This window comes from Pseudomonas sp. TWR1-1-4 (assembly GCF_049897165.1).
Taxonomy (GTDB): Bacteria; Pseudomonadota; Gammaproteobacteria; order Pseudomonadales; family Pseudomonadaceae; genus Aquipseudomonas; species Aquipseudomonas canadensis.
In genome coordinates, this window is sequence record NZ_JAFCVS010000005.1 from 501,136 (window position 1) to 518,265 (window position 17,130).

Annotated in this window: 11 protein-coding genes; all 11 read left to right on the top strand. The window is 61.2% G+C overall.

Features of this window, described 5'->3' with window-relative positions:
• Nucleotides 1–312: 312 nt before the first annotated feature.
• The 11 genes from tssA (at nucleotide 313) to ACP7C6_RS18175 (ending at nucleotide 17,114) form a co-directional block, all read left to right on the top strand.
• Nucleotides 313–1,332 carry a type VI secretion system protein TssA gene (gene tssA, locus ACP7C6_RS18125; protein ID WP_028618495.1) on the top strand — a complete coding sequence of 340 codons (1,020 nt, stop codon included), beginning with the start codon at nucleotides 313–315 and terminating at the stop codon, nucleotides 1,330–1,332.
• 54 nt (nucleotides 1,333–1,386) lie between these two features.
• Nucleotides 1,387–1,893, top strand: coding sequence for a type VI secretion system contractile sheath small subunit (gene tssB, locus ACP7C6_RS18130; protein WP_010207547.1), 507 nt, complete (start codon nucleotides 1,387–1,389; stop codon nucleotides 1,891–1,893).
• A gap of 2 nt (nucleotides 1,894–1,895) precedes the next feature.
• A complete protein-coding gene (gene tssC, locus ACP7C6_RS18135; RefSeq protein WP_010207548.1) occupies nucleotides 1,896–3,392 on the top strand; it encodes a type VI secretion system contractile sheath large subunit in 1,497 nt (498 codons plus the stop codon).
• Nucleotides 3,393–3,562: 170 nt separating this feature from the next.
• A complete protein-coding gene (locus ACP7C6_RS18140) occupies nucleotides 3,563–4,051 on the top strand; it encodes an Hcp family type VI secretion system effector (RefSeq protein WP_005792512.1) in 489 nt (162 codons plus the stop codon).
• A gap of 78 nt (nucleotides 4,052–4,129) precedes the next feature.
• Complete coding sequence (tssE, locus tag ACP7C6_RS18145; protein ID WP_005792513.1) at nucleotides 4,130–4,645, top strand: type VI secretion system baseplate subunit TssE; 516 nt, start codon at nucleotides 4,130–4,132, stop codon at nucleotides 4,643–4,645.
• Nucleotides 4,642–6,501, top strand: a complete 1,860-nt coding sequence (gene tssF, locus ACP7C6_RS18150; protein WP_426109068.1) for a type VI secretion system baseplate subunit TssF — start codon at nucleotides 4,642–4,644, stop codon at nucleotides 6,499–6,501. The genes tssE and tssF overlap by 4 nt, the downstream gene beginning before the upstream one ends.
• Complete coding sequence (gene tssG / locus ACP7C6_RS18155; RefSeq protein ID WP_068937812.1) at nucleotides 6,465–7,508, top strand: type VI secretion system baseplate subunit TssG; 1,044 nt, start codon at nucleotides 6,465–6,467, stop codon at nucleotides 7,506–7,508. The genes tssF and tssG overlap by 37 nt, the downstream gene beginning before the upstream one ends.
• Nucleotides 7,501–10,164 carry a type VI secretion system ATPase TssH gene (gene tssH, locus ACP7C6_RS18160; protein ID WP_353632035.1) on the top strand — a complete coding sequence of 888 codons (2,664 nt, stop codon included), beginning with the start codon at nucleotides 7,501–7,503 and terminating at the stop codon, nucleotides 10,162–10,164. Before tssG ends, tssH begins: the two co-directional genes overlap by 8 nt.
• 150 nt (nucleotides 10,165–10,314) lie before the next feature.
• A complete protein-coding gene (locus ACP7C6_RS18165) occupies nucleotides 10,315–12,255 on the top strand; it encodes a type VI secretion system Vgr family protein (protein ID WP_426109069.1) in 1,941 nt (646 codons plus the stop codon).
• Nucleotides 12,256–12,269: 14 nt separating this feature from the next.
• Entirely contained in the window at nucleotides 12,270–12,704 is a 435-nt protein-coding gene (locus ACP7C6_RS18170; RefSeq protein ID WP_311893528.1) for a DcrB-related protein, read from the top strand.
• A 12-nt stretch (nucleotides 12,705–12,716) separates the two neighbouring features.
• The gene (locus ACP7C6_RS18175; protein WP_122555056.1) at nucleotides 12,717–17,114 is read left to right on the top strand and encodes an RHS repeat-associated core domain-containing protein; all 4,398 of its coding nucleotides are present in this window, start codon (nucleotides 12,717–12,719) and stop codon (nucleotides 17,112–17,114) included.
• Nucleotides 17,115–17,130: the final 16 nt, after the last annotated feature.

Sequence of the window (17,130 nt, forward strand, 5' to 3'; positions counted from 1 at the left end):
ACCGTCTAAAACCTGCCAATGCCAGCATGATCGCTGATCTTAACTGGGCTCTATGACAAAAATCCTGTCCCGGTGCGTCGTTCGACCCACCAGTCGCGCAGGTTGTTAAGCACCGCACATCTGTCACAGAGGGCGAATAGCTTACCTTGACAAGCCCTAAGTACTACACCAAAAATGCACAACTTCTTGAATACCAGTGATGGCACATTAGTGGCATCTTGCTTATATGACCAAGAAAACATGCAAAGTTCCTCGCGCAACTAATGCATGAATTGCCCGCCGTCTAACGGGCTGATAGGGAGATCAAATTCAGTGGATGTGCCGTTGCTGCTCACCGCCGTTTCCGCGACTTCGCCCTGTGGCGAAGACATGGAATATGACGCGCAATTTCTGCAATTGGAGCGTGATGCCAAGGGCCAACCCGAGCGCAGCATGGGCGACTCCATCCTGCCCGCTGAACCGCCGGAATGGCGCAGCATCCAGCAGCAAAGCCTCGACTTGCTCGGGCGCAGCAAAGACCTGCGCATCACCCATTTCCTGCTGCAAAGCGCCCTCGCCCTCCAAGGTGTGGCGGGCCTTGCAGAAGCACTGACGCTGATCGACGCGTTGCTGCGCGATTACTGGGCCGACCTGCACCCGCGCCTGGATGCCGACGATGACAACGACCCCACCGTACGCATCAACGCCCTCACTGGCCTGACCTGCGACACCAATATTCGCTTGCTGCGCGAAAGCATCCTGACACGCTCGCGCACTTTCGGGCCCGTGAGCCTGCGCGCGGCGCTCAACGCCAGTGGCCTGTTGAGCTTCCCCGACGAGCAACTCGGCGCCCAGCAGCTCAACGCCGCGTTCCTCGACAGCGACCCCGAGCACCTGCAAGCCACCCGTAACGCGCTGATTGCGGCGCGTGCGGCGTGCGAAGCCATCGAACGGCAGGTCAACGATCAGGTCGGTTCCGCCCAGGGCGTGGACCTCAGTGCCTTGAAGCAACCCCTCAAGCAGGCGTTGCAGATCCTTAATCAAGCGGTGCCCGGCACCGACAGCAGCAGCGAACCCGAGGCCGTCAGTGACGACAATGCCCCCTCGGCCGACTTCGCCGCTGCGCCCGCAGCACCGCGCCCAGTTGGCGACATCGCCAGCCGCGACGATGTGCTGCGCAGCCTCGACAAGATCCTTGCGTATTACACCCGGTACGAGCCTTCGAGCCCGCTGCCGGTGCTGTTGAACCGGGCGAAGCATCTGGTGCACGCCGACTTCGCGGCCATCGTGCGCAATCTGATTCCCGACGGCATGTCCCAATTTGAAAACCTGCGCGGCCCGGACGGCGAATAAACCGCCCGACTGTGCAGTAACAACACCGTCGCTCAAGCGACCAGGAGCAGCAACGTGGCGAAGCAAAGTTCTCAGAAATTCATCGCGCGCAACCGCGCGCCTCGAGTGCAGATCGAGTACGACGTCGAGCTTTACGGCGCCGAGAAAAAGGTCCAGCTGCCCTTCGTGATGGGCGTGATGGCCGACCTCGCCGGCAAGCCCGCCGAGCCTTTGGCGCCGGTGGCCGACCGCAAGTTCCTTGAAGTGGACGTCGACAATTTCGACTCACGCCTCAAGGCCATGCAGCCGCGCGTGGCGTTCCACGTGCCCAACGAACTGACCGGCGAAGGCAACCTGAGCCTGGACATCACCTTCGAAAGCATGGACGACTTCAGCCCGGCCGCCGTGGCCCGCAAGGTCGACTCGCTGAACCAACTGCTCGAAGCCCGCACCCAACTGGCCAACCTGCTGACCTACATGGACGGCAAGACCGGCGCTGAAGAAATCATCATGAAGGCGATCAAGGACCCGGCATTGCTCCAGGCACTTGCCAGCGCGCCGAAGCCTGCAGGGGATCAGTAATCATGACCGACAATACCGCCCGCGAAGGCAGCCAGATCCTGGGTGCCACCGAAGAAGCCAGCGAGTTCGCCAACCTGCTGCTGCAGGAATTCAAGCCCAAGACCGAGCGTGCCCGCGAAGCCGTGGAAACCGCCGTGCGCACCTTGGCCGAACAGGCTCTGGCGCAAACCGATCTGGTGTCCAATGACGCGATCAAGTCGATCGAATCAATCATCGCTGCCATCGACGCCAAGCTGACCGCCCAGGTCAACCAGATCATCCATCACCAGGATTTCCAGCAGCTGGAAAGCGCCTGGCGTGGCCTGCACTACTTGGTCAACAACACCGAGAGCGATGAGCAGCTGAAGATCCGTGTGCTCAACATCTCCAAGCCGGACCTGCACAAGACCCTGAAGAAATTCAAGGGCACCGCGTGGGACCAGAGCCCGATCTTCAAGAAGATGTACGAAGAAGAATACGGCCAGTTCGGCGGCGAGCCGTACGGCTGCCTGGTAGGCGACTACTACTTCGACCAGTCGCCACCCGATGTCGAACTGCTGGGCGAGCTGTCGAAAGTCTGCGCCGCCATGCACTCCCCGTTCATCGCTGCCGCTTCGCCGACTGTGATGGGCATGGGCTCGTGGCAGGAACTGTCGAACCCGCGCGACCTGACCAAGATCTTCACCACCCCGGAATACGCGGGCTGGCGTTCGCTGCGTGAATCGGAAGACTCGCGCTACATCGGCCTGACCATGCCGCGCTTCCTGGCGCGCCTGCCGTACGGCGCCAAGACCGACCCGGTGGAAGCCTTTGCCTTCGAAGAAAACACCGACGGTGCCGACAGCTCCAAATACACCTGGGCCAACGCCGCGTACGCGATGGCGGTGAACATCAACCGTTCGTTCAAGCACTACGGCTGGTGCTCGCGCATCCGTGGCATCGAGTCCGGCGGAGAAGTGGAAAACCTGCCGGCGCACACGTTCCCTACCGATGACGGTGGTGTGGACATGAAATGCCCGACCGAAATCGCCATCAGCGACCGCCGTGAAGCGGAACTGGCGAAGAACGGTTTCATGCCGCTGCTGCACAAGAAAAACACCGACTTCGCCGCGTTCATTGGCGCCCAGTCGTTGCAGAAACCGGCCGAATACGATGACCCGGACGCCACCGCCAACGCCAACCTGGCCGCACGCCTGCCGTACCTGTTCGCCACCTGCCGTTTCGCCCACTACTTGAAGTGCATCGTGCGCGACAAGATCGGTTCCTTCAAAGAGAAGGACGAAATGCAGCGCTGGTTGCAGGACTGGATCCTCAACTACGTGGACGGTGACCCTGCGCACTCCACCGAAACCACCAAGGCCCAGCACCCATTGGCTGCCGCCGAAGTGATCGTGGAAGAAGTGGAAGGCAACCCGGGTTACTACAACTCCAAGTTCTACCTGCGCCCGCACTACCAGCTCGAAGGGCTGACCGTGTCGCTGCGCCTGGTATCGAAGCTGCCTTCGGCGAAAAGCGCATAACCACGAATGAGCCGGCTCTTCTGTGGGAGCCGGGCTTGTCCACGATGCACGCGACGCGGTCTGCCAGTCAGACCGCGGCGAAGCAATCGCAGGCAAGCCAGCTCCCACAGAACAGCATTGCCCATTGGGCTTAAACAAATATCGTGGCTGAGTCCACACAGGGAGAAAACATGGCTGTTGATATTTTCATCAAGATCGGCGACATCAAGGGCGAGTCCATGGACAAGGCCCACAAGGACGAAATCGACGTGCTGAACTGGAGCTGGGGCATGGCCCAGTCCGGCAACATGCACGTGGGCGGTGGCGGCGGCGCGGGCAAGGTGAATATCCAGGACCTGTCGCTGACCAAGTACGTCGACAAGGCCTCGCCGAACCTGATGATGCACTGCGCCAGCGGCAAGCACATCGACAAGGTCAAGCTGACCGTGCGTAAGGCCGGTGGCGAAAGCCAGGTCGAGTACATGGTGATCAACCTGGAAGAAGTGCTGGTCACCTCGCTGAGCACCGGCGGTTCGGGCACCGATGACCGCCTGACCGAGAACGTCACCCTGAACTTTGCCCAAGTGATGGTCGACTACCAGCCGCAGAAAGCCGACGGCACCAAAGACGGCGGCGCGATCAAGTTTGGCTGGAACATCCGTTCCAACACCAAGCGCTGATAGCCCTTGAGGCCGTGGCTTCGCGCCACGGCCACAACCCACTTGTCCCTCTCACAACCCGTCCGTGGAGCCGCTTTGGTGGTCACTGAAATCGCTTCCCGCGACCGTCTGCAACCGTCCCTGTTGGACCGGTTGACTGACGACGATCCAACCAACCCCAAGGAAAGCGCCGACAAACGCGTGCTGTCCCTGACCCAATTGAAAGCCTCGGTGCTGCGCGACCTGGCGTGGCTGCTCAACACCACGTCGTTGCTCGATGCCGATGCCACGCTGCACACACCGGCCGGTACTTCGGTGGTCAACTACGGCCTGCCGGCGCTGGCGGGCAACAGTGTTTCAAGCGTGGATATCAAGGCCTTGGAAGCGTTGATCTACCAGGCCATCGCTACCTTTGAGCCACGCATTCTGCGCCACACCCTGCGCGTAAAAGCCCGCGTCGGCCATGGCGAGATGAACCATAACGCGCTGAGTTTCGAGATCGAAGGCGACCTGTGGGCACAGCCCGTGCCGTTGCGCCTGCTGCTGCAAACCGACCTGGACCTGGAATCCGGCCACGTACGCGTGGTCAACGCTGACCAGCGGAGGCGCCCATGAACCCACGCCTGCTGGAGCTGTACAACCAGGAACTGCACCACGTGCGCGAAAGCGCCGCCGAGTTCGCCAAGGAATATCCGAAGATCGCCAGTCGGCTGACCCTGTCCGGCATGGACTGCGCCGACCCGTACGTCGAACGTTTGCTCGAAGGCTTTGCCTACCTAACGGCCCGCGTGCAGCTCAAGCTCGACGCCGAGTACCCGACCTTCACCCACAACCTGCTGGAAATCGCCTACCCGCATTACCTGGCACCCACGCCGTCGATGACCGTGGTGCAATTGCAGACCGCCCCGGATGAAGGTTCGCTGGCCAGTGGTTTCCCGCTGCCTCGCGACACCGTATTGCGCGCTGCGCTGGGCCGCGAAACCCAGACCTGCTGCGAGTACCGCACCGCGCACGCGGTGACGCTGTGGCCGTTGCAGGTGAGCAATGCCGAATACTTCGGCAACCCTGCCGCCGTGTTGGGTCGCCTGGCCGCCAGTGAGCCAAAAGCCAAGGCCGGCCTGCGCCTGACCCTGCGCACCGGCGCCGAATTGCCGTTCAACAGCCTTGACCTGGATAACCTGCCGCTCTACCTCAGCGGTGCCGACGAGCAACCATTCCGCCTCTACGAACAACTGCTGGGCAATGCCTGCGCGGTGTTTGCACGCAAGCCGGGTGGCGATTGGGTCGAGCGCCTGCCGCAGGATGCACTGCGCTCCCGTGGTTTTGACGATGCCGACGCCGCCATGCCGGTGGTCGCACGCGCGTTCCAGGGCTATCGCCTGTTGCAGGAATACTTCGCCCTGCCCCACCGCTACCTGTTCGTCGAGTTCGCTGAACTGAGCCGTGCGGTCAAACGCTGCGATGGCCAGGAGCTGGAATTAATCGTGTTGTTCGACCGTCATGAGCCGAGCCTGGAAGGCAGCGTCGGCGCAGCGCAGTTCCTGCCGTTCTGCACGCCAGCAATCAACCTGTTCCCCAAGCGCGTGGACCGCATCCACTTGTCCGACCGGGTCAACGAACACCATGTGATCGCCGACCGCACGCGGCCGATGGACTTCGAGATTCACTCGTTGAGCGGCATCACCGGTCACGGTACCGGGCCGGAGCAGCCGTTTTTGCCGTTCTATGCCGTGCGTGATCCATCACGCTACGGCCGCGACCAGGCGTATTACACCGTACGCCGGGAGCCCCGCGTCTTATCCAGCGACCAGCGCCGCAACGGCCCACGCTCCACCTATGTGGGCAGTGAGACCTTTGTCAGCCTGGTGGACAGTCGCCAATCGCCCTACGGCCATGACTTGCGCCAACTCGGCGTGACTGCGCTGTGCACTAACCGCGACTTGCCCCTGTTCATGAGCATCGGCAACGGCAAGACCGACTTCACCCTGGCCGACAGCGCCCCGGTGCTGTCCGTGCGTTGTGTGGCAGGCCCGAGCCGCCCACGCGCCAGCCATGCCCATGACGCCAAGGCCTGGCGCTTGATCAGCCAGTTGTCGCTCAACTACCTGTCCCTGAGCGAACAGGGCCAAGGCGCGGCGGCCTTACGCGAACTGCTGCGCCTGTACGGCGACAGCAACGACGCCGCCCTGCAGTTGCAGATCGAAGGCCTGCGCGAGGTCAGCAGCAAAGCCGTGACCCGACGTTTGCCGATGCCCGGCCCGATCGTGTTTGGCCGTGGCCTGGAAATCACCTTGGAATTCGATGAAAACGCGTTTCGCGGCACCGGCGTGTTCCTGCTCGGTGCGGTGCTGGAACGCTTCCTGGCACGCTACGTGTCGATCAACAGTTTTACCGAGACGGTGATCCGTACCACCGAACGCGGCGAGATCATGCGATGGAAAGCCAAGCCCGGACGTCGTCCGACCCTGTGAGTACCCTGGATGCGATGCATCAGGAGCCCTGGGAATACGATTTCTTCCAGGCGCTGCGCCGTATCGAGTGCGAATCGCCAAACCTGCCGCGACTGGGCCATTCCCTGCGCCTGGCGGATGACCCGCTGCGCCTGGGGCAACAGGCCGATTGCACCTTTGCGCCGGCCACACTGGCCTCGGTCGATCCCGGTGGCGACGGCAAACCGGCGCGGCTGGAGCAATTCTTCTTTGGCCTTGGCGGCCCCAATGGCCCGCTGCCGCTGCACATCACCGAGTACGTGCGCGAGCGTCAGCGCAACAACGCCGACAGCACCAGCAAACAGTTCCTCGATGTGTTCCACCATCGCCTGCTCAGCCTGTTTTACCGGGCCTGGGCCGAGGCGCGGCCGACAGTCAGCCACGACCGTCCTGACGATGATTACTGGTCCGCGCGCCTAGCCGCCCTGAGTGGACGGGGCATGCCGAGCCTGCTGAATCAGGGGCTCATCCCGGACACCGCGAAGCTGCATTACAGCGGCCACCTGTCGGCGCAAACCCGCTATCCAGACGGCCTGAAAGCCATTCTCAGCGAGTACTTCGGCCTGCCGGTGGAGATTGAAGAGTACGTCGGCCAATGGCTGGAGCTGCCCGAGCGCAGCCGCGTCAGCGTGAGCGCCAACCGCCTGGGCGTGGACTTTTGCCTGGGCAGCTTCGTGTGGGACCGCCAGCACAAATTCCGCATCCGCCTGGGGCCGCTCACGCTGGATGACTACATGGGCATGCTGCCTGGCCACCAGCCGTTCAACGAGTTGGTGGCGTGGGTGGCCGAGTACCTGGGCCATGAACTGGACTGGGACCTCAACCTGGTTTTGCAACAACCCGAAGTGCCGGCGCTGCAACTCAATGGTCAGTTCCGCCTGGGCTTCAACACCTGGCTCGGCAAGCCCGAGCATGACGCCAACGACCTAATCCTGGCCCGGCATTACGCCGATCACGCCACCACCTCAAGGAATCCAGAGCATGGGTGAAATCAGTCGCGCCGCACTGTTCGGCAAACTCAACAGCGTGGCCTACAAGGCCATCGAAGCCGCCACCGTGTTCTGCAAACTGCGGGGCAACCCGTATGTGGAACTGGCCCACTGGTTCCACCAGTTGCTGCAATTGCAGGACTCGGACCTGCACCGCATCATCCGTCAGTTCAACGTGGAGCCGGCGCGCCTGGCCCGGGACCTGACCGAAGCGCTGGACCGTTTGCCGCGTGGCTCGACGTCGATCACCGACCTTTCCTCCCATGTGGAAGAAGCCGTGGAACGCGGTTGGGTCTACGGCAGCCTGATGTTTGGTGAAAGCCAGGTGCGTACCGGCTACCTGGTGCTCGGTATCCTGAAGACGCCAAGCCTGCGCCATGCGCTGTTGGGCTTGTCTGCCGAGTTCGACAAGATCAAGGCCGAGGCCCTGAGCGAGCGTTTCGACGAGTACGTCGGTGATTCGCCGGAGAACGCGCTGAGCGCCAGTGATGGTTTCAATGCCGGTGCCGTGCCCGGTGAAGCCAGCGGTGCCATGGCGCCGAGCGCGATGGGCAAGCAGGAAGCCCTCAAGCGCTTCACGGTCGACCTGACCGAACAGGCCCGCAGCGGCAAGCTCGACCCGATTGTTGGCCGTGACGAAGAGATCCGCCAACTGGTCGACATCCTCATGCGTCGGCGCCAAAACAACCCAATCCTCACTGGCGAAGCCGGGGTGGGCAAGACCGCCGTGGTCGAAGGTTTCGCCCTGCGTATCGTCGCCGGCGACGTGCCGCCAGCCTTGAAAGACGTGGAACTGCGCAGCCTCGACGTGGGCCTGCTGCAAGCTGGCGCGAGCATGAAAGGCGAGTTCGAACAGCGCCTGCGTCAGGTTATCGAAGACGTGCAGGCCTCGCCCAAGCCGATCATTCTGTTTATCGACGAAGCCCACACACTGGTGGGTGCCGGCGGCGCCGCCGGCACCGGTGACGCAGCCAACCTGCTCAAGCCGGCCTTGGCCCGCGGCACCTTGCGTACCGTGGCCGCCACCACCTGGGCCGAGTACAAGAAGCACATTGAGAAAGACCCGGCCCTGACCCGTCGCTTCCAGGTGGTGCAAGTCGCCGAGCCGTCGGAAGACAAAGCGCTGCTGATGATGCGTGGCGTGGCGTCGACCATGGAAAAGCATCACCAGGTGCAGATTCTCGACGAAGCGCTGGAAGCCTCGGTGAAACTGTCCCACCGCTACATCCCGGCGCGCCAGCTGCCGGACAAGTCCGTGAGCCTGCTGGACACCGCCTGCGCTCGCGTCGCCATCAGCCTGCACGCGGTGCCGGCGGAGGTGGACGACAGTCGTCGTCGCATCGAGGCGCTGGAAACCGAGTTGCAAATCATCGCCCGTGAGCATGCCATCGGCATTGCGATTGGTGCGCGCCAAACCAACACCGAGGCGCTGTTGAGCGCTGAGCGTGAGCGTCTGGCGACCTTGGAAAGCCGCTGGGCTGAAGAGAAAACCTTGGTGGACGAGTTGCTAGCCACCCGTGCAACGCTGCGTGAAAAGGCGGGCGTGGTGGACAGTGGCAACGATGAGCTGCGCGCCCAACTGGTCGACCTGCAACAGCGCCTCACCGCCCTGCAAGGCGAAACCCCGCTGATCCTGCCCACCGTGGATTACCAGGCCGTGGCCTCGGTGGTCGCCGACTGGACCGGCATCCCGGTGGGCCGCATGGCGCGCAATGAATTGGAGACAGTGCTCAACCTCGACCAGCACCTGAAAAAACGCATCATCGGCCAGGACCACGCCCTGCAGATGATCGCCAAGCGCATCCAGACCTCCCGCGCCGGCCTCGACAACCCGAGCAAGCCGATTGGCGTGTTCATGCTGGCCGGCACCTCCGGCGTGGGCAAGACCGAAACTGCCCTGGCCCTGGCCGAAGCCATGTACGGCGGTGAGCAGAACGTCATCACCATCAACATGAGCGAATTCCAGGAAGCCCACACGGTGTCGACCCTCAAGGGCGCGCCACCGGGTTATATCGGCTACGGCGAAGGCGGCGTGCTGACCGAAGCCGTACGACGCAAACCCTACAGTGTGGTGCTGCTGGACGAGGTGGAAAAAGCCCACCCGGACGTGCATGAGATCTTCTTCCAGGTGTTCGACAAGGGCGTGATGGAAGATGGCGAAGGCCGGGTGATCGACTTCAAGAACACCCTGATCCTGCTGACCACCAACGCCGGCACCGAGCTGATTTCCCATGTGTGCAAAGACCCGGCGAACATCCCTGAGCCGGAAGAAATCGCCAAGGCTTTGCGCCAGCCGCTGCTGGAAATCTTCCCGCCCGCGTTGCTCGGCCGCCTGGTGACCATCCCTTACTACCCGCTGAGCGACGAGATGCTCAAGGCGATCACCCGCCTGCAACTCAACCGCATCAAGAAGCGCGTAGAGACCACCCACAAGGTGGCTTTCGATTACGACGACGCGGTGGTCGACCTGATCGTCTCGCGCTGCACCGAGACCGAAAGTGGCGGGCGCATGATCGATACCATTCTGACCAACAGCCTGCTGCCGGACATGAGCCGTGAGTTCCTCACGCGCATGCTCGAAGGCAAGGCGCTGGCGGGGGTACTGATCAGCAGTCGGGATAACGAATTGCACTACGACTTCAGCGACGCCGGCTGACGGAACGCCATTCAACTGTAGGAGCCGGCTTGCCGGCGATAGCGGCCTGACATTCAACATTGAGGTTGACCGGGCCACCGCTATCGCTGGCAAGCCAGCTCCTACAGGGGGTTCGGTTCGTCAGGTACAACGACATTTACGGGTTAACCGATGCTATTCAACCAAGCCTCACGCCTGGCCAAAATCACCAGCCCCCTCGGGCCGGATGTGCTGTTGCTCAATGAAATGGGTGGCGGTGAAGAGCTGGGCAGGCTGTTCAACTACGAGCTGCAACTGACGTCCCTGGACGCCAACATCGATCTCAACCAGTTGCTCGGCAAGCCCATGAGCGTGGGCCTGCAACTGGCGGACGGTGGCGAGCGGCACTTCCACGGCATCGTCGCACGGTGCAGCCAGAACATCGACCAGGGCCAGTTCGCCAGTTATCAGGTGACGCTGCGCCCTTGGCTGTGGTTGCTCAGCCGTACCTCCGATTGCCGGATTTTCCAGAACCTGAGCATCCCGCAGATCATCAAGCAGGTGTTCCGTGACCTGGGGTTTTCCGACTTCGAAGACGCCCTGAGCCGGCCATACCGCGAGTGGGAATACTGCGTGCAGTACCGCGAGACCAGCTTCGACTTCGTCAGCCGCTTGATGGAACAGGAAGGCATCTACTACTTCTTCCGCCACGAGCAGGACCGCCATGTGCTGGTGCTGGCCGACGCCTACGGTGCCCACACCACGGTGCCGGGCTACGCGTCGATCCCGTACTACCCCAAGGACGAGCAGCAACGCGAACGCGACCACATGCACAACTGGCACCTGGCGCACGAAGTGCAACCGGGTTCGCTGGAGCTCAACGACTACGATTTCCAGCGCCCCAGCGCCAGCATCGACGTGCGCTCGGCCATGCCTCGCCCGCACACCGCCGGCGACTACCCGCTGTACGACTACCCCGGCACCTACGTGCAAAGCGAGGACGGCGAACACTATGCCCGCACCCGCATCGAAGCCCTGCAGACCCTGCATGAGCAGATCGAATTCAGCGGCAACGCCCGTGGCCTGGGTTCGGGCCATTTGTTCAGCCTCACCGGCTTCAGCCGCCAGGACCAGAACCGCGAATACCTGATCGTCGGCTGCCGCTACTACATCGTCCAGGAAAGCCTGGAAAGCGGCGGCGGTTCGGGCTCGGCACAGTTCGAAAGCAGCCTCACCTGCATCGACGCCCAGCAGAGCTTCCGCCCGTTGGCCAGCACCCACCGCCCTATCGTCAAAGGCCCGCAGACCGCGCTGGTGGTCGGCCCCAAAGGCGAGGAAATCTGGACCGACCAGTACGGCCGGGTGAAGGTGCACTTCTACTGGGACCGCCACGACCAGTCCAACGAAAACAGCTCATGCTGGATTCGCGTGTCGCAAGCCTGGGCCGGCAAGAACTGGGGCTCGATGCAGATTCCACGGATCGGCCAGGAAGTGATTGTGAGCTTCCTTGAAGGTGACCCCGACCGGCCGATCATCACCGGACGGGTCTACAACGCCGAGCAGACCGTGCCTTACGACCTGCCGGAAAACGCCACCCAGAGCGGCATGAAAAGCCGTTCGAGCAAGGGCGGCACGCCGGCCAACTTCAATGAAATCCGTATGGAGGACAAGAAGGGGTTGGAGCAGTTGTACATCCATGCCGAGCGTAATCAGGACATCGTGGTCGAGGTGGATGAAAGCCATTCGGTGGGGCATGACCGGAATAAGAGCATTGGGCACAACGAGACGGTGACCATCGGCAACAACCGCCTGCGCATCGTCAAGCAGGAAGACATCCTCTCGGTGGGCCAGCGCAAGACCGACAGCATCAGCCAGAGCTATGTCATCGAAGTCGGTGAAAACCTGCGCCTGGTCTGCGGTGAAAGCATCCTGGAGTTGAACGCCAGCGGGCAGATCAACCTCACCGGCGTGCAGATCAGCTTCTATGCCAGCGGCGATGCCGAGTTCAACACCGGCGGCGTACTGCACCTGAACAACGGCGGCGGCCCCGGCGCCACGCCCGATGGCCAGGGCCAGAAAGCCGCCATCGACGCCAATATCAAAGCCGCGTTCCCCACGCCTAAAAGCTCCTGACGAGACCTGCTTTCATGACGTATCGAATCAACGAATTCCAGTTCCAACTGCCGGCCAGCGAGCTGCAGGACGCGACGATCAATATCCTCAAGTTCCCGGAACTGGGGACTTCACTGATCGTCAGTCGCAGCTTGCTCGCCGAGGGTGAAACCCTGCACAGCAACTTCAATGACCAACTCCAGCGCCTGGAAAAACAGGTGCAGGATTTACGCTATCAACCCGGTGTCGACGTGCGTTTGGGCGCGGCCCAAGAGGTGGAAGGCATCGAGCTGCGCAGCCAATTCAACAAGGGCAATGACAAGGTGTTCCAGTATCAACTGGCGCTGGTGCTACCGGGTACGCGCAAGATGCTCGCCTTGAGTTACGTGAAGGCCGACAAGCTTGGGGATGCCGAGGCAGCGCACTGGGCGTTGATCAAAAATTCGCTGTCGTTCGACACTGTTTCTTGATGAGCGGCCTGCATGTCTGACGCGTTATGGGCGGCCCGGATGGGCGATGCACTGACCCACACCTCGATGATGGCGGATATCCTCGGCGGCGTGCTGGAGGTGGCGGCCAACGTGGCGATCACGGCACTGGCGACTGCCGCAGTCGCGGCCGCCGTGGGGGTGACTATTGCTACCGCCGGTATCGGCGGCTGCATCCTCGGCGCGGTGGTGGGCATTGTCGTCGGCATGGCCATGAGCAAGACGGGGGCCGACAAGGGCCTCAGTAAGATGTGCGAGAGCTTCGCCAATGCGCTGTTCCCGCCCGTGGTGGAAGCCACGATTGCGGTGGGCTCGACCGACACGTTCGTCAACAGCATTCCGGCTGCGCGGGCCGCGGGCTCCATTCCCTCGCACGTGGCGCCCGCTGGTACGGAGCTTGAGCAAGCACCGCCGGAGCCCGACCCCGAGCCAAAACCCGAGCCTGGCTTCCTGGACATGGCCGAGGGTTTCTTCTCCCAGCTATGGCGGCCCACCGTCGCCACGCCTGCACCGGGTGTGGTGCCGGCCCTCACCGACATGGTCCTGTGCGCCCGCCATCCGCCGATGCCGCCACAGCTTCTGGCGGAAGGGTCTGACAAAGTCACCATCAACGGCCAGCCCGCCGTGCGCAGCGGTGATCGCAGCATGTGCGAGGCGACGGTGGTGTCGTCGGGGCTGATCTCGCCAAACGTCACCATTGGTGGTGGGACGGTGGTGGTGCAGGAAATTCGCAGTGGGAAGACCCCCGGCGTTGGCTTGGCGATTGAAGCATTGATGATGCTTAAAGGAGCCAAGGGCAAGACGCTGAGTAATTTGCCGTGCATGTTGCTCAGCGGGGTGGGTTCATACGCGGTGAGCCAGGCCATCGGGGCCATGACTAACGCGGCTATGGGCTCGATGAACCCAGTGCACGCGGCTACAGGCGCCAAGGTCCTGGGTGGCGAGGCAGAGTTGGATTTTGTGCTGCCGGGCGTACTGCCGATTCACTGGCAGAGGTTCTATAACAGTCGTGACGAGCGCCGCAGTGGGATGTTTGGCGCCGGCTGGAGCGTGTCCTACGAAGTCAGTGTCGAGGTCCTGCCGCACCCCGCCGGGGGTGAAGAACTGACTTATACCGATGAACAAGGCCGACAAATACAGCTCGGTTCGGTTGCTTTGGGCAGTGCGATGTTCAGTCCGGGCGAGGGCTTGAGCATTCGTCGGCACCGCAACGGCCAATTGCTGATTGAAAGTGATGACGGACTTTATCGCCTGTTTGACCCAACGCCAGGCACCAGCTCATTACTGCGCCTGAGTCAGTTGGGCGATCGCAATAACAACCGCATTTATCTCGACTATGACGATCTCGGGCGATTGGTACGTCTTCGCGACACTTTCGACCTGGTACAGGTGGAGCTGATCCGCGAGCAAGGTCGTGTGAGCCGGATTGAACGCGTGTATAGCGACCTGCCGCGAGAAGTATTGGTCAGTTATGAACACGACTTGGCAGGCGACCTGGCAATCGTGCGCGATGCGACCGGCCAGATTCAAAGACGCTTTGCTTATGACACCGGGCGGCGAATGGCAGAGCATCAACTGCCCACCGGCTTGCGCTGCTTCTACGAGTGGGCATTGATCGCCCAGGCTGAATGGCGCGTTGTCCGGCATTGGACGGATGAGGGCGACGAGTACCAATTCGAATACGACCTGGCCGCAGGCACAACGTGTATTACCGACAACGCGCAACGGGTTAGCACACGAGTCTGGAACACTCAGCACCAAGTCATTGCCTATACCGACAACCTCGGCAATACCTGGCTATTTGAGTGGAATGACGAACGCCAGTTGCTAAGCGCCACAGACCCCCAAGGGGGGCGCTATGAATATCACTACGACGAATCAGGCAACCTGATTGGAGAAATCGATCCCCTAGGTCGCAAAGAGGCTTCATCGTGGCTGGCGCATTGGTCGCTGCCGCTGGCTCGAACCGATGCCGCAGGCAACAGCTGGCAGTTTCGCTATGACCCGCGCGGTAACTGCATCAGTGAGACTGATCCCCTTGGCAGTGCCACCCGTTATCGTTATGACAGTCGTGGACAAGTCGTCGAAATCATCGACGCCACTGGCAAGCAGAAAAAACTATCCTGGAACGGGCTCGGCCAGTTGATCGAGCACATCGACTGTTCAGGCTACCCGACTCGATTCAGTTACGACCATCGTGGTTATTTGCAAGCCATCATCGATGCACTTGGCGAGCGTACCCAGTTCAGCTATGACGCAAAGGGGCGCCTGCTCAGTACCCAGCTGCCAGACGGCCGAACTGAACACTATTTGCGCAGTATCAGTGGCCAGTTGGTGGGTTATACCGATCCCGCCGGGCACACAACTCACTACCAGCACAACCGCCGGGGCCAGGTTAACCTGCGTACGGATGCCCATGGTCGCCAGGTACAGTTTGGGTATGATCGATTTGGCCGCCTGCAAGCGCTGACCAACCAGAACGGTGAAACATACCGATTCACCTGGGACGCCAGCGACCGGCTAATTGAACAGCAAGACCTGGACGGCAGCGCCAAGCGTTACAGCTACGACCCGCTCGACAGTGTCTGCGTGGTCACCGCCGTACCGGCGCCGCACGGCAACGGCATGGCGGTTGTCCCCTCAACGCCCCTCGACCCGATTGTTCATTATCTTGAGCGGGACGCGATGGGTCGCTTGATCGGCAAGGTAACGGCCGATGGGCGCACCGACTATTCCTATGACCCGCTGGATCGCCTCATTGCAGTGAGCACTGTCGATGCGCAGGGAAACGCACAGCGCCTGGCTTTCAACTACGACGCGCTGGGTCAATTGCTTGGAGAGCATAGTGTTGCTGGCAGCCTGCAGCATCACTATGACGAGTTGGGCAACCTTATCCAAACGCGCTTACCCGACGGGCGTTGGCTCAACCGTCTGCATTACGGCAGCGGTCACCTTCACCAAATCAACCTCGATGGACGCGTTATCAGCGACTTCGAGCGCGATCGCTTGCATCGAGAAGTGTTGCGTACGCAAGGTCAGCTCAGCACCCGCAGCGAATACGACCGCAATGGTCGCTTGCGAGCTCGTCAATGCAGAAATGAAGGTGTTTCGACGTTACTGGCGCCGACGATGCAAATAGCGTTCGACTACGACCCTGCCGACAATCTGATTGGCAAGCTTGAACAGCTGCCCACTCACCAGCATCGTCAATTGCTTCACTACGATGCGACTGCGCGCATCATTGCCAACCAGGACAATCTGCAGGGGCAAACCGAAACATTCGCCTACGATGCGGCCGCCAACTTGCTTGATCCGCCGCAGGCGGCGAGCGGGCTGGTGGTACACAACAAACTGCTGACCTATCAGGACAAGCGTTATCGTTACGACGCTTTCGGCCGTCTCGCTGAAAAGCGCAGTGCGAAATGGGGCACTCAGCTTTTTACCTACGACGCTGACCACAGACTGATCGAAGTACGCCATCAAAAGGCTGAGCGAACGACTGTTATAAAAATGACGTATGACCCTTTGGGTCGTCGTATCGCTAAAAGCGAACATGACAGCCATGGCTTCCCGGTGGGACAAACGCACTTCGTTTGGGACGGGTTGCGCTTATTGCTGGAACGCAAAAATAACCAGAGCAGTCTGTACCTCTACGAAGGTAACGGCTACGAACCCCTGGCACGTGTCGATGGCACTGGCGAACATCAGCGTGTGCGTTACTACCACAATGATTTAAACGGTTTGCCTGAACAGTTGACGGAAGCGGACGGGCATACGCTGTGGCAATCGCGTTACCAGGTATGGGGCAACAGCGTCAGGGAAGTTCGCGAACCCTATTACATCGAGGAGCAGAACCTGCGTTTCCAGGGACAATACCTGGATCGGGAGACGGGCCTGCACTACAACACCTTCCGCTTTTATGATCCGGACGTAGGGCGGTTTACGACGCCCGACCCTATTGGGCTGGCAGGTGGGATTAACCTCTATGAATACGCGCCGAACCCTATCGTCTGGACTGACCCCCTTGGATACAAGGGTTGCAACGTCAAGGCAGGAGATGGCAAGACACACGATATCGTTCTTGAACTGACCAGGAAGCAGTACAAGCAGACGTTCGGTCACATCGCTGATGTCATCAAGGCGCGAGGAAAAAATATATTCACTATCGATCGCCTGGGCGCGGCAGATAACCGCAAAGCCTCTCTGGCCGGTCACCCGTCCGTCAAGGCACTGGATCGGGATGAATTCCCGATGGCGATGTTCAAAGAAGGTGGCAAAGGGGCTAGCGTCAGGTACATCGACCCTAGCGACAACCGAGGCGCAGGCTCCTCGATCGCGCATGCCCTGAGCGGCTATGACGACGGGACCCGAGTAAAAATAGTCGTGAAGTAACCGATTGGAGATTTCC